Genomic DNA, 13,976 nt, shown 5'->3' with positions numbered 1-13,976 from the left:
CTCAGAATTCGATATTGCTTGGTAGCCCGACGAGGGACTCAGCTGAGCCCCAACTCGCGCCAGATACGCATGACTGCGCGACGCTCGTCGTGGAATTGATCCCCACTCACCAGTCCGGGCTGCTTCTGCAGTGATTGCCGGTGGGCTGCCGCGCGGTAGGCCTTGTAGGCGTCCTGCAGCAGCCGGACCTCATCGCCGGTCATCAACCCGGCCTGCTCCAACCCATCGAGAATGCGGATGTTATCGGTATAGCGCAGCAGTTCGGGATGCTGGTGCGACCACGCCAAAGCCGCGTATTGCACCATAAATTCGATATCCACGATACCACCGGCGTCCTGCTTGAGATTGAACTCGGCCGCGCCGTCGAAGGCTTGCTCAGCGGTCCCCGCATGCGTCGCCCGGGTACCGAGGTTGTCGCGCATCTTCGCGCGCATGTCGCTGACCTCGCGGCGCAGCGCATCCAGATCGCGTTCGCGACCGAGCACAGCGGCACGCACCCGCTCGAAATCGGTGGTCAGCTGCGGGCAACCGACCAGCACCCGCGCACGCACCAGCGCCTGGTGCTCCCAAGTCCAGGCCTCCTGGCTCTGGTAGCGCTCGAAGGCGCCCAGCGAACTGACCAGCAACCCGGAAGCGCCGGACGGACGCAGGCGCATGTCCACTTCATAGAGCTGGCCAGAGGTGGTCTGGGTGGTCAGCAGATGGATGATGCGCTGCCCCAGACGGGTAAAGAACTGCGCGGTGTCGATGGGCTTGGCGCCATTGGTCTCCGCAGCAGGGTCGCCGTCGTGGATGAACACCAGATCCAGATCGGAGCCGTGACCGAGCTCGATCCCGCCGACCTTGCCATAACCGACGATGACGAATGCCGGATCGCAGAGCGTGCCGTCGCTGCGCTGCGGCTGGCCATGACGCGCGACAGTGTGGCGCCAGGCAAGGGTCAGCACTTCCTGCAGAATCGCCTCGGCCAGCCAGGTCAGGTAGTCGCTGACCTTCATCAACGGCAGCGTACCGGCGATCTCCGAGGCAGCAACGCGCAGCCGGTGCGCCAGCTTGAAATGCCGCAGCGCCTCCATCTGCTGCTCGAGGTCATCCTCGGGAATGCGCATCAGCCGTTCGCGCAGTTCAGCCGCCAGTTCCGGCGCCAGCGGCGGGCTGTACAGACGACCGGCGTTGAGCAGCTCGTCGAGCAACAGCGGGAAGCGGGCGATCTGCTCGGCGATCCACGGGCTCGCCGCACAGAGTTCGAGCAGTCGCTGCAGCGCACCGGGGTTTTCGGTCAGCAATACGAGATAGGCCGAACGCCGGGCGACCGCCTCCACCAGCGGCAGCACACGTTCGAGCACGAGATCGGGGTCGGCCTGCTCGACAGTCTGCGCCAGCAGGCGGGGAATGAAGGCATCCAGTCGTTCACGACCGAGACGCTGCATGGTGCGCACCTGACTGGCATTGCGCAGTGCGGCAAGGCGCTGGCAGGCGCCCTGGCCGTCGCGGAAGCCGGCTTCGGACAGCTGTCGGCAGGCGAATTCCTCGTCCCAGTCCTGCTCCCACAGGGGCAACCACTCACCGCCGACCAATGTATCGCCTTCGGCGGCTTCGTCCTCGTCTGGGTCGGCGATCACCTGGTGGAAATGCCAGTCGATGCGCCCACGCCAGTGCAGGAGTCGCTCGTGAAAGGCCAGCCAGCTGTCGAAGCCGAGCATGAAGGCGACCCGCGCGCAGTCGACTTCGCTTTCCGGCAGCATCTGCGTCTGCCGATCGGCGATGGCCTGCAGTGCGTGCTCGGTGTAGCGCAGGAATTCGTAGCCTTCACGCAGTTCGACGACCGCCGCGGCTGGCAGGTAGCTCTGCCCTTCCAGGGTGGCCAGCACGCCAAGCAGCGGACGCTGCTGCAGGCTGAGATCGCGCCCGCCATGGATCAGCTGAAAGGCTTGAGCGATGAACTCGACTTCGCGGATACCACCAGCCCCGAGCTTGATATTGGCGGCCATGCCCTTGCGCCGCACTTCCTGCTGGATCAGCTGCTTCATGGTGCGCAGCGCTTCGATCGCCGAGAAGTCCAGATAGCGCCGATAGACGAAGGGCCGCAGCATCTCCAGCAGCTCCTTGCCGGCCTGCTGGTCGCCGCCGATCACCCGCGCCTTGATCATCGCGTAGCGCTCCCAGTCGCGCCCCTGGTCCTGGTAGTACTGCTCCAGTGCATTGAAGCTGTACACCAGCGGCCCGGACGAGCCGTACGGGCGCAGGCGCATATCGACGCGGAAGGCAAAGCCATCGGCAGTGATCGCGTCCAGCGCCTTGATCAGTCGCTGACCGAGGCGGACGAAGAACTCCTGATTGTCCAGCGAGCGCTTGGCGCCGACTGTCTCGCCGCCTTCCGGATAGCCGAAGATCAGGTCGATGTCGGAAGAGAGATTAAGCTCATGGGCGCCCAGTTTGCCCATGCCAAGAATGACCATGTGCTGCGCGGTGCCGCTGCGACGCCCGGTCGGTACGCCGAACTGCTCGCAATGACGCACGTACAGCCAGTGATAGGCCAGATCGACGGAGGCATCGGCGAGATCGGAAAGGTCACGGCAGGTTTCAGCAAGATCGGCCCGACGAGTCAGGTCGCGCCAGATGATGCGCACCTGCTGGCGATTGCGAAAGCGGCGCAAGGTCAGCGCCAAGGCGTCTTCGTTGTCGCAGGCACCGACCAGCTCGCCGAGTGCTTCGCGCATTTCGCCAGCCTCGAGCGACCGCTCCAGCCAGCCCAGCTCGGCCAGCTGCAGCAGCATCTGCGGATCTCGACTAACCTGTTCGCTGACGAAATCGCTCGCTGCACAGACCCGGCTGAACGCCTCACGCTGCTCAGCCAACCAGACGTGACAACGTGCCGCAAGCGCTTCCGACAGGCTGCCGGCAGCGGCGAGGAACGACTCTTCGGCTCGACTGACAAAAGGCAGGAGCGAGGACGGCAATGCAACCAGCGGGGGCAGACTCATTGTGGTTTCCTTTACGACAGCAGTACGGTAAACCGCGATTCAGAGCCTCGCATATGCCTTTTTCAGGAAAATGCCAGCGCCGCTGATCTGTAGTTTTACTACTAAAGAGTATTTCAGGGGGCTGATCCCGGCGCGTTTTTGTAGTAAAACTACAGACGCCCGGTTCTACCCCCGGCATTCGTCCAAGACATTACACGCACCGGCCCACAAAGCCGGTAGCGAACAGGCGACCGATTCTGGAAGCCTTTCCGCCATGGAGCAAGCCATGCAAGATCTCGATCCCGTCGAAACCCAGGAATGGCTGGACGCCCTCGAGTCCGTCCTCGACCGCGAGGGTGAAGACCGCGCTCACTACCTGATGACCCGGATGGGCGAACTGGCCACACGTAGCGGCACTCCGCTGCCCTACGGCATCACCACGCCGTACCGCAACACCATCCCCGTCACCCGTGAAGCCAAGATGCCCGGCGACCTGTTCATGGAGCGTCGAATCCGCTCTCTGGTCCGCTGGAATGCCCTGGCCATGGTGATGCGTGCGAATCTGAAGGATCCGGACCTGGGCGGCCATATTTCCACCTTCGCCTCCAGCGCCACGCTTTACGACATCGGCTTCAACTACTTCTTCCAGGCACCGACCGAAGAGCATGGCGGCGACCTGATCTACTACCAGGGCCACGCCTCCCCCGGCATTTACGCCCGCGCCTTCCTGGAAGGCCGCCTGACTGAAGAGCAGATGCTCAACTTCCGCCAGGAAGTCGATGGCAAGGGTCTGTCGAGCTACCCGCACCCGCACCTGATGCCGGACTTCTGGCAGTTCCCGACCGTCTCCATGGGCCTCGGCCCGATCACCGCGATCTACCAGGCGCGCTTCATGAAGTACCTGGAAAACCGCGGCTTCATTCCGAAAGGCAAGCAGCGCGTCTGGTGCTTCATTGGCGACGGCGAGTGCGACGAGCCGGAAACCCTCGGCGCGATCTCCCTGGCTGGCCGTGAGAATCTCGACAACCTGGTATTCGTCATCAACTGCAACCTGCAGCGTCTGGACGGCCCGGTTCGTGGCAACGGCAAGATCATTCAGGAACTGGAAGGCGTGTTCAAAGGCGCCAACTGGAACGTCAACAAGGTCGTCTGGGGCCGCCTGTGGGACCCGCTGTTCGCGGTCGACGAGGACGGTCGCATGCAACGCCGCATGGACCAGGCGATCGATGGTGAATACCAGAACTACAAGGCCAAAGACGGCGCCTACGTGCGCAAGCATTTCTTCGGCGCCGACCCCGAGCTGCTCAAGCGCGTCGAGAGCATGTCCGACGAAGAGGTCTGGAAGCTCAACCGCGGCGGCCACGACCCCTACAAGGTCTATGCGGCCTACCACCAGGCCGTGCACCACAAGGGCCAGCCGACCGTCATCCTGGCGCATACCATCAAGGGCTACGGCACCGGTGCCGGTGAGGCGAAGAACATCGCCCACAACACCAAGAAAGTCGATATCGACAGCCTGAAGAAATTCCGCGATCGCTTCGACATCCCGGTCAACGACTCGCAACTCGAAGAGCTGCCGTTCTATCGCCCGGCCGAAGACAGCGCGGAAATGAAGTACCTGCGCAAGTGCCGCGACAAGCTGGGCGGGCATCTGCCGCAGCGCCGGCCGAAGAGCTTCAGCATCCCGACACCGCCGCTGGATACCCTCAAGGCAGTGCTCGACGGCTCCGGTGACCGCGAGATTTCCACCACCATGGCCTTCGGCCGCATCCTCTCGCAGCTGGTCAAGGACAAGGATCTCGGCAAGCGTATCGTGCCGATCCTAGCCGACGAGGCGCGCACCTTCGGCATGGAAGGCATGTTCCGCCAGCTGGGTATCTACTCCCCGGTCGGGCAGCTGTACGAGCCGGTCGACCGCGACCAGGTGATGTACTACCGCGAGGAAAAGGACGGCCAGATCCTGCAGGAAGGTCTCAACGAAGCCGGTGCGTTCTCCTCGTTCATTGCCGCAGGTACCGCCTACAGCAACTACAACCAGCCGATGCTGCCAGTCTACATCTTCTACTCGATGTTCGGCTTCCAGCGTATCGGTGACCTGGCCTGGGCGGCCGGCGATGCCCAGACCCGCGGCTTCCTGCTCGGCGGCACTTCCGGGCGCACCACGCTCAACGGTGAAGGCCTGCAGCACGAGGACGGCCACAGCCACATCCTCGCCAGCACCATCCCCAACTGCCGCAGCTATGACCCCACCTACGGCTACGAGCTGGCGGTGATCATGCACCACGGCATGCACGAGATGATGGAGCAGCAGAAGAGCGTCTACTACTACATCACCGTGATGAACGAGAACTACCAGCAGCCGGCCATGCCGCAGGGTGTCGAGGACGGCATCATCAAAGGCATGTACCTGCTCGAAGAAGCCAAGGGCGACTTCAAGCACCGAGTGCAGCTGCTGGGTTCGGGCACCATCCTGCGCGAAGTCCGCGCCGCGGTGGACATCCTCGCCAAGATGGGCGTGGGCGCCGACGTCTGGAGCGTCACCAGCTTCAACGAACTGCGCCGCGATGGCCTGGCGATAGACCGCTGGAACCGTTTGCACCCGACCGAGGAGCCGCGCAAGAGCTACGTCCAGCAGTGCCTGGAAGGCCGCGAAGGTCCGGTCATCGCCTCGACCGACTACATGAAGCTGTTCGCCGACCAGATCCGCCAGTGGGTGCCGTCGCGCGAATACCAGGTGCTGGGTACGGACGGTTTCGGCCGCAGCGACTCGCGCGCCAAGCTGCGTGATTTCTTCGAGGTCGACCGTCGCTGGGTGACTGTGGCCGCACTGCAAGCACTCGCCGATCGCGGCGCCATCGAACGCACCGTGGTGGCCAACGCCATCACCGAGTTCGGTATCGACCCCGAGAAGCGCAATCCGCTGGATTGCTGATGCGTGCGCACAGGAGAACCTATTGTGAGTGAAACCATACGCGTACCCGACATCGGCAGCGGTGAGGGTGAAGTAATCGAATTGTTCGTCAAGGTCGGCGACCGTATCGAAGCCGACCAGAGCATCCTGACGCTCGAATCCGACAAGGCCAGCATGGAAATTCCCGCGCCCAAGGCGGGCGTGGTGAAGAGCCTGAAGGTCAAGCTCGGCGATCGCCTGAAAGAAGGCGACGAGCTGCTGGAACTGGAAAGCGAAGACGGCCAGGACAGCGCGGCTCCCTCACAGGCTGCAGCCGAACCTGCTGGCGCGGCGAGCGGCGGCCCGACCGATGAAACCGAAGCGCCGACGCCTCCGGGCGACGACGATGCTTCGGCCTCGGCCGGCGAAGGCGAGACACAGGAGATCAAGGTTCCGGATATCGGCTCCTTGGGCAAAGCCAGCGTGATCGAAATCGCGGTTAAACCCGGCGATACCATTGCCGCCGAGCAAGCGTTGATCACGCTCGAGTCGGACAAGGCCAGCATGGAGATTCCGTCTCCCGCAGCCGGCGTGGTCGAGAGCATTTCGGTCAAGGTAGGCGATGAAGTCGGCACCGGCGATCTGATCCTGGTTCTCAAAGGCGCAGCGCCCAGCAAGCCGGCAGCAAGCAAGGCGCCAGCAAGCCAGGCGGCAAGCGCACCGAAGCAAAAGCTCAGCGAGCCGGCAGTTGAAGAACCTGCCGAAGACGCCGGCGAATCCGTGGAAGAAGTACGCATCCCGGACATCGGCTCCAGCGGCAGTGCCAATGTCATCGAAGTGATGGTCAAGGCCGGGGACAGCGTCGAGGCGGACCAGTCGCTGATCACGCTGGAATCGGACAAAGCCAGCATGGAGATTCCGGCACCCAAGGCCGGTATTGTGGAATCGCTGTCGATCAAGGTCGGCGACGAAGCCAGGACCGGCGATCTGATCCTGACCCTAAGGGTTCAAGGCACCGCACCAGCGAAGAAGCCCGCCACCAAGGCGGAGGCTGCACCGCAACAGCAGGCGGTTGCACCGAACAAGCAAGGCGTTCCCGAGGCGAAAGCTGCCGCAACGCCCGCTCCGGCGGTCAGCGGTCCGAGCAAGGCTGGCACCAAGGTGCATGCGGGGCCAGCGGTACGCATGCTTGCCCGCGAGTTTGGCGTAGAGCTGGCTGATGTTCCGGCCACTGGTCCGAAGGGCCGAATCCTCAAGGAAGACGTTCAGGCCTACGTCAAGAACATGCTGCACAAGGTCAAGCAGGCTCCTGCCGAAGGTGCTACCGGTGGTGCGGGCATCCCGCCGATCCCGGCGATAGACTTCAGCCGTTTCGGTGAAGTCGAAGAAGTAGCAATGACTCGCCTGATGCAGGTCGGTGCCGCCAACCTGCATCGCAGCTGGCTCAACGTGCCGCACGTGACCCAGTTCGAGTCGGCCGACATTACCGAGCTGGAAGCCTTCCGCGTCGCGCAGAAGGCAATCGCCGAAAAGGCTGGGGTCAAGCTCACCGTGCTGCCGCTGCTGCTCAAGGCGTGCGCGCACCTGCTCAAGGAACTGCCGGACTTCAACAGTTCGCTGGCCCCGAGCGGCAAGGCGCTGATCCGCAAGAAGTACGTGCACGTAGGTTTTGCCGTCGACACGCCGGATGGCCTGATGGTCCCGGTGATTCGCAACGTCGACCAGAAGAGCCTGCTGCAACTAGCCGGCGAGGCTGCGGAGCTGGCTGAGAAGGCACGTACCAAGAAGCTTTCACCGGATGCGATGCAGGGTGCGTGCTTCACGATCTCCAGCCTCGGCCACATCGGCGGCACCGGCTTCACGCCGATCGTCAATGCACCGGAAGTGGCGATCCTCGGCGTATCCAAGGCGACCATGCAGCCGGTGTGGGATGGCAAGGCCTTCCAGCCACGGCTGATGCTGCCGCTGTCGCTATCCTATGACCACCGTGTCATCAACGGTGCGGCGGCGGCGCGCTTCACCAAGCGCCTATCCGAGCTGCTGGCGGATATTCGTACGATGCTGCTGTAAACGCCTGTACCCAAACAGGAACGCCGCGTCCTCTCACGAGGGCGCGGCGTTCTTGTTTTCCAGGTTGCCGGAAAGCCATCAGCTCAGGTGCAGTCGCTGGCCGTTCTGTCAGCCCTTTTGCAGGTTGCGAATCAGAAACGACAGTGCCTTGGCGAGCTCTTCGGCGCCCTTGGGGTCGCGCAGGATGACCACCAACGGCAGGCCGTCGACCGGACTGTTGACGAAGCAGCTAGGCCCCTGAGGAGGACACTGGTATTGCAGGTAGGGATCGAGACCAAATACCGACAGACTGCGATTGCGAACGGCTACGCCGCCACTGCTGCCGCGCACTTCCTCACGGATACGCAACTCGCCCGGCGCGGTGACGCTCAGCTCGTAGAGAAAGTCCTGGGGATTGGCCTGGCCGACCTGGTAACCGGCACGCAATGCGTAGGTATCCAACAGGCTATTGCTGTGCGTCAGCAGCGCCGTGCGATCGCTCGAGGTGAGATAAAGCTTCTTCAGTTCGGTCAGGTAAAGGGTCGATTCGTCAGAACCGAATTCGATTGGCTCAGCCGCCATCGATGGTGTGCCGATCGTCCAGAAAACCGAGACCATCACTAACTTTGCAAGTCGACTTGTCAGTCCCTGTCGCATGATGCACCCTTGCCGAAATTAATATTATTTAGCCATCGTCCTTCGCTGGAACGGTGCCTGGAGCCCGAGCCAGCCCGACTCCGTGGAGCATACTGGAAGCCAACCGCTCGATGAAAATACATACCGATGCCGCCAGCCGCCTGGCGACCGAGGTTGTGACGCAGTTGCCAGTGCCTTCACGGCTGGGCATGCTGCGTTTCGAGCGGCTGAACGAGTCCAGCTGGACGCTGCTGTTTCTCGACCCTGCCTGTGAACGTCTGCTCGGCGTGTCTGCCAGCGACCTGTGCTCACTGATCGACTCCCCTTATGCCAGCCTGATGGAGCCCAGCGCTCGTCTTCAGCTGCATGAAGATATCCAGCAGCAGCTGAGCGCACGCAACCACTATTCCGTCAGTTACCGGCTACACACACCTGACAGTGTGCTGGATATCACTGAGCTGGGCGAAGTCTGCCAGCAGTACGGGCGTGAATTGCTGCGGGGCTATCTGATGGCGGGCCGAAGGCCAGAGTCGGATCAGGACCTCAGGTCCCAGAATGCCCGCCTTCGCACCTCGCTGCAGCAGCACCAGCAGACGCAGGACGAACACCTCGAACACATGCTGCGCTCACGTACGCAGCAGGGACTCATCGTCAAGCTGGCGCGGCACCGATACAGCTCCACCAATCCACAGCAGGAAGCAGCGCAACTGATCACGCAGGCCGCCTGCGAAGTCTATGAGGTCGACCGTGCAGCCATCTGGCATCTGAACGGCACCCGCCTCGAGCCGATTGCTTGCTACAGGCTCGGCAGCGACAACTATGAAACGCTGCCGGAAGTGGAGCTGACGCCCTTCCCGCGCTATCTGCAAGCCCTGCAGAGCGGGCGGGCCGTCGATGCGCAGGACGTGTCGCAGGACCATCGCACCAGCGCATTAGGCGAGCAGCTCCATCGTCCGCAAGGCATCCGCTCGATCCTCGACGCCAGCATTCGAGTCGGTGGTGAAGTGATTGGCGTGTTGAGCCTGCAGCACGCCGGTCAGCCGAGAACCTGGCAAGCCGACGAGGTCGCCTTCGCCGGAGAGCTGGCGGACCAATACGCACAAGTGCTGGCCAACCAGCAACGCCTGAGCGCGACCCATATGCTCAGTCTGTTCCAGCGCGCCGTGGAACAGAGCGCAAGTGCCTTCATCCTGGTCGACCGTGACGGTCGCGTGGAGTATGTCAATCCGGCCTTCACCAGCATCAGCCAGTTCTCCGCGGCCGAGGTACGCGGCCACCGCCTGACCGATCTGAAGGCCTTGGAAAATCTCAGCGAGTTGCTGTTCGATACCTCATCGGTGCTCGCCCACAGCAACAGCTGGCAGGGCGAGTTCCGCTCCCGCCGCAAGAATCTGGAGCCCTACTGGGGTCAGCTGTCGATCTCCAAGGTGTTCAACGATGAAGGCGTGCTGACTCATTACATCGGCATCTACGAAGACATCACCCGCAGCAAACTGGCCCATCAGCATATTGAGCGACTGGCCTATACCGATAACCTGACCAACCTCGGCAACCGGCCATATTTCATTCGCAGCCTCGAGGAACGCTTTGCTGCAGGTGCCGAGCCTCGGCTCTGCCTGCTGTTGGTGGATATCGACAACTTCAAGCGCATCAACGACAGCCTCGGCCACCAGACCGGCGACAAGCTGCTTACCAGCCTGGCGCGCCGACTGCGCAACGGCCTCAGTCAGCAGAGCGTGCTGGCACGGTTTGCCAGCAACGAGTTCGCTTTGCTGTTCGATGACATGGAGCTGGATGAAGGGCTGCGGCTGGCCGATCAGGTTCTGCGCGTCCTCGACAAACCACTGTTCGTCGACAAGCAGCTGATCAGCGTCAGCGCGTCGCTGGGACTGGCCTGCTCGCCGCAACACGGTCGGGATCCGGAAACGCTGATGAAGCATGCGGGACAAGCGCTGCACAAGGCCAAGGCCAACGGCAAGAATCAGGTGCAGATCTTCACCGAGGCACTGCATGCCGAGGCCAACTACAAGCTGTTCGTCGAGAACAACCTGCGCCGCGCCCTCACTCAGAACGAGCTTGAAGTCTTCTATCAGCCGAAGCTGTGCCTGCGTAGCGGACAGCTGCAGGGACTGGAAGCGTTGCTGCGCTGGAACCATCCGGAAAAAGGAATGATCCGCCCGGATCAGTTCATCAGTGTCGCTGAAGAGACCGGCCTGATCATTCCTATCGGCAAGTGGGTCCTGCGCGAGGCATGTCGCATGGGCGTCAGACTGTCGGCGCTGGGCCACGGCAAACCGCAGATTGCGATCAACCTGTCTCCCAAGCAATTCTCTGACCCGGATCTGCTGGGCTCGATTGCCTCCATCCTTCTGGAGGAGCAGCTTTCTCCGGGTCAGCTGGAACTGGAGCTGACCGAAAGCCTGCTGCTCGACGCAACCGAAGAAACCCGGCAGCAGCTGATCGGTTTGAAGGCATTGGGCCTGACCCTGGCCATGGATGACTTCGGCACGGGATATTCCTCGCTCAGTTACCTGAAGAAATTTCCCATTGACGTGATCAAGATCGATCGCAGCTTCATCAAGGATATTCCCGACAATCAGGACGACATGGAGATCACCTCCGCGGTCATTGCCATGGCGCGCAAGCTGCACCTGAAGGTGGTCGCCGAAGGTATCGAGACAGCCGAGCAACTCAAGTTCCTCCGCCATCATCGCTGCGATATCGGCCAGGGCTATCTGTTCGACAAACCGATTCCCGGCAACATCCTGAGCGACGCCTTGCGCCGCTATCCCCATTGGCGCTAAGCGCCGGGAAACACTTTCGCCAGATCGGCGACGCGTGGTCGCCGTCAAGCTTTCACTATCATGTCTGCTTTTGTAGCCTAGCTGTCCGCCCCCATTTCGACCGAGGCAACCATGTCGCTACGCTCGCAGATTCTGGTCAACAAACAGGCACTGCCAACTGCCGAGCAGGCGTTACCCGGCCGCTCGACAGCCGTACCAGTACCACCAGCCCATTATGTGAACGGCAACCCTTTGCAGCCGCCCTTGCCGGCTGGCTTATCCCAGGCCATATTCGCCATGGGTTGCTTTTGGGGAGCAGAGCGCCGCTTCTGGGAGTTACCGGGTGTGTGGACCACCGCCGTAGGCTACTCCGGCGGTTTGACACCGAACCCGACCTACGACGAAGTCTGTTCCGGCCTGACAGGCCATACGGAGGTGGTGCTGGTGGTATTCGACCCTCAGCAGATCGATTACTCCACTTTGCTGCGAACGTTCTGGGAGGCGCACAACCCCACCCAGGGATTAGGAGGACAGTCAAGAGTAAATCTATGCTAGGAATCCTATTGCTAGCGCGCCTCAGCATAGCTATAGCCCAGCCAGGCGATCTACGTGACAGCACAGCAGCCATACTGCACCCATATCGGCAGCACCCCAGCCCCCTGAATTTTATACAGAGACCCGTATGAAAACCGAAAAAATAGTACTGGCAGGCGGTTGCTTTTGGTGTCTTGAACCAGTCTTCAAGAGAATCAAGGGCGTTCAGTCTGTGAAATGTGGCTACACGGGGGGAACCCTCAACGCACCAACATATGATGATATATGCACTGGCAAAACAGGCCATGCCGAAGCAATAAAGATTGAATTTGATAGTAGCAAAATCAGCCTATCCGAATTGCTTGAGATTTTCTTTGCAATACATGACCCAACCACTCTAAATAGGCAAGGTGCAGATATCGGAACCCAATATCGATCTGCCATATTTTATGATAGCGACGAACAGCTAGTAACCGCGAAAACCGCAATACTAGAAACTGAAAAAAATGGCCTTTGGAAAAACCCAACGGCAACCACCTTAGAGAGGTTAACTGAATTCTTCGAAGCCGAGGAATACCACCAAGACTTCTTCACAAAGAACCCAAGCAATAGATACTGCCAGATATCAATAGCACCAAAGCTCGCAAAGCTGGAAACTATATTCAAAAACCAAAAAGCAACTGGGCGCGAATAGTGCCCAATGTAAAACCGAGTCCAACCATCACGACCGCCCGCCCCGATGGGCGAGGAGGTGGCGGATGATGAAGAAGCTGCGTAAGCATCAGACTCCAGCTGCCTAGCAGGCTTTGAGGCCTGCAGGCCCATTGCCTCACTCTTGGGTAGCATTGGCGATTGGGCGCTAGGCGGCATGATGCTCTGCCGCTCGGCGGAATTTCGAAGGCTAGTTATTTAAAGTTTTTAGAACGTGAGTTAGGCTACACTGCCATATCAGCCGCACTACTCCAAACTTTTAATCTCAAGTGTGTTTAGCTATTTAATGAGGAATGGAGTCCTTGACCATGAAGATCAAAATGCGAAACAATTTATTGCAAGTTATGTAGCCGCAACTGGGTTTATCAATACCTACATATAATATAAAATAGCGGTAACTCAGAGGGTGGCGACTATGGCCAATGGGAAAATTCTTCGCCAGTTGTTCAAAGCGGGCACTGCAGGTGATACCGATGCGTTTCGCCTTGCCTCTAAAGCTGTTATCGAGGAAGAGCGGCAGAAACAACACCATCTTCTCGCTAATGATCTAGAGCAAATCCTCTACGGCAGCGACTTGAACTTCAAAGCATCTAGTAGCACATCACGCACTCACTATGATGTTCCCGTAGATAAAGAGCGCGGTTTACCGCTGCTTGACATAAGGTCACCTAAGCGCTCCCTTGATGAAGTGATTCTCCCTCCCAGCAGCTCTGCTGCACTAGAGGAGATACTCGAAGAGAACCGTCGTGCTGATGTGCTCCGCAGCTACGGTATGAAGCCCGCGGGCAAGGTGATTTTCTTCGGCCCACCGGGCTGCGGAAAGACACTGGCAGCCGAGGTAGTAGCGTTCGAACTTGATCGACCTTTGGCAATTGTCCGATTGGATGCGCTGGTTTCGTCTTTCCTTGGTGAAACGGCTGCCAACCTTCGCAAGGTCTTCGATTTTATTGCCCAGCATCCGTTTGTTGTTCTATTCGATGAGTTCGATGCAATCGGTAAAGAGCGCGGCGATAGTGGCGACCATGGTGAGCTGCGACGTGTAGTAAACGCAGTGCTTCAGATGATGGACTCATACGAAGGTCGCAGTTTGATCTTGGCTGCTACTAACCATGAGAAGATTCTGGACACTGCCATTTGGCGACGATTTGATGAATCCATCGAATTTCCGCTCCCGGATGAGAAGCAACTGAAAGATATTTTGTCACTGAAGCTGAGAGGAATCCGGCGTCAATTTGAGATTGACGACAAGGAAGTATTGACGGAGTTTAAGGGCAAGAGCGGAGCTGATGTTGAGCGAGTTATACGTCGCGCCGCGAAGCGGATGATCCTGCGGGAGCAAGAGTTTCTGACCCTCAAAGAGCTGAAAAGCGCACTTGCAAGAGAAGATCTCAGGAAGTCCTGAATCATAAC

Annotated in this window: 7 protein-coding genes and 1 pseudogene; 6 read left to right on the top strand and 2 right to left on the bottom strand. The window is 60.1% G+C overall.

Annotated elements, in window-relative coordinates; all coding sequences use genetic code 11:
* Nucleotides 1-38: 38 nt before the first annotated feature.
* On the bottom strand, nt 39-2,984 hold the full coding sequence (gene glnE / locus PSEST_RS02205; protein WP_015275441.1) for a bifunctional [glutamate--ammonia ligase]-adenylyl-L-tyrosine phosphorylase/[glutamate--ammonia-ligase] adenylyltransferase: 2,946 nt from the start codon (nt 2,982-2,984) through the stop codon (nt 39-41).
* A 265-nt stretch (nt 2,985-3,249) separates the two neighbouring features.
* On the opposite strand from glnE, the gene aceE reads away from it, so the two are divergent.
* Complete coding sequence (aceE, locus tag PSEST_RS02200) at nt 3,250-5,895, top strand: pyruvate dehydrogenase (acetyl-transferring), homodimeric type (RefSeq protein ID WP_015275440.1); 2,646 nt, start codon at nt 3,250-3,252, stop codon at nt 5,893-5,895.
* 24 nt (nt 5,896-5,919) lie between these two features.
* Complete coding sequence (gene aceF / locus PSEST_RS02195; protein WP_015275439.1) at nt 5,920-7,923, top strand: dihydrolipoyllysine-residue acetyltransferase; 2,004 nt, start codon at nt 5,920-5,922, stop codon at nt 7,921-7,923.
* A gap of 108 nt (nt 7,924-8,031) precedes the next feature.
* On the opposite strand, the gene PSEST_RS02190 is transcribed toward aceF, so the two are convergent.
* On the bottom strand, nt 8,032-8,520 hold the full coding sequence (locus PSEST_RS02190; RefSeq protein WP_041756422.1) for a hypothetical protein: 489 nt from the start codon (nt 8,518-8,520) through the stop codon (nt 8,032-8,034).
* A 149-nt stretch (nt 8,521-8,669) separates the two neighbouring features.
* Between PSEST_RS02190 and PSEST_RS02185 the strand changes: the two genes are divergently transcribed.
* The 4 genes and pseudogenes from PSEST_RS02185 (at nt 8,670) to PSEST_RS02180 (ending at nt 13,968) form a co-directional block, all read left to right on the top strand.
* Nucleotides 8,670-11,342 carry an EAL domain-containing protein gene (locus tag PSEST_RS02185; RefSeq protein WP_015275437.1) on the top strand — a complete coding sequence of 891 codons (2,673 nt, stop codon included), beginning with the start codon at nt 8,670-8,672 and terminating at the stop codon, nt 11,340-11,342.
* Between the two features lie 111 nt (nt 11,343-11,453).
* A pseudogene (msrA, locus tag PSEST_RS21625) lies at nt 11,454-11,846 on the top strand (peptide-methionine (S)-S-oxide reductase MsrA); the annotation flags it as partial.
* Between the two features lie 157 nt (nt 11,847-12,003).
* Nucleotides 12,004-12,549, top strand: a complete 546-nt coding sequence (gene msrA, locus PSEST_RS21620) for a peptide-methionine (S)-S-oxide reductase MsrA (protein ID WP_003246627.1) — start codon at nt 12,004-12,006, stop codon at nt 12,547-12,549.
* Between the two features lie 432 nt (nt 12,550-12,981).
* A complete protein-coding gene (locus PSEST_RS02180) occupies nt 12,982-13,968 on the top strand; it encodes an AAA family ATPase (RefSeq protein ID WP_003246630.1) in 987 nt (328 codons plus the stop codon).
* Nucleotides 13,969-13,976 lie beyond the last annotated feature (8 nt).

The organism is Stutzerimonas stutzeri RCH2 (assembly GCF_000327065.1).
Classification (GTDB): domain Bacteria; phylum Pseudomonadota; class Gammaproteobacteria; order Pseudomonadales; family Pseudomonadaceae; genus Stutzerimonas; species Stutzerimonas stutzeri_AE.
Note: the sequence above shows the minus strand (reverse complement) of the source record. Positions and strands in the feature narration are given on the sequence as shown.

What these genes read in the sequence shown, in the direction of transcription:
- msrA (WP_003246627.1), top strand. Translation starts at nt 12,004, where the DNA reads ATGAAAACCGAAAAAATAGTACTGGCAGGCGGTTGCTTTTGGTGTCTT.
- PSEST_RS02190 (WP_041756422.1), bottom strand. Translation starts at nt 8,520, where the DNA reads ATGGTCTCGGTTTTCTGGACGATCGGCACACCATCGATGGCGGCTGAG.
- PSEST_RS02180 (WP_003246630.1), top strand. Translation starts at nt 12,982, where the DNA reads ATGGCCAATGGGAAAATTCTTCGCCAGTTGTTCAAAGCGGGCACTGCA.
- glnE (WP_015275441.1), bottom strand. Translation starts at nt 2,984, where the DNA reads ATGAGTCTGCCCCCGCTGGTTGCATTGCCGTCCTCGCTCCTGCCTTTT.
- PSEST_RS02185 (WP_015275437.1), top strand. Translation starts at nt 8,670, where the DNA reads ATGAAAATACATACCGATGCCGCCAGCCGCCTGGCGACCGAGGTTGTG.
- aceE (WP_015275440.1), top strand. Translation starts at nt 3,250, where the DNA reads ATGCAAGATCTCGATCCCGTCGAAACCCAGGAATGGCTGGACGCCCTC.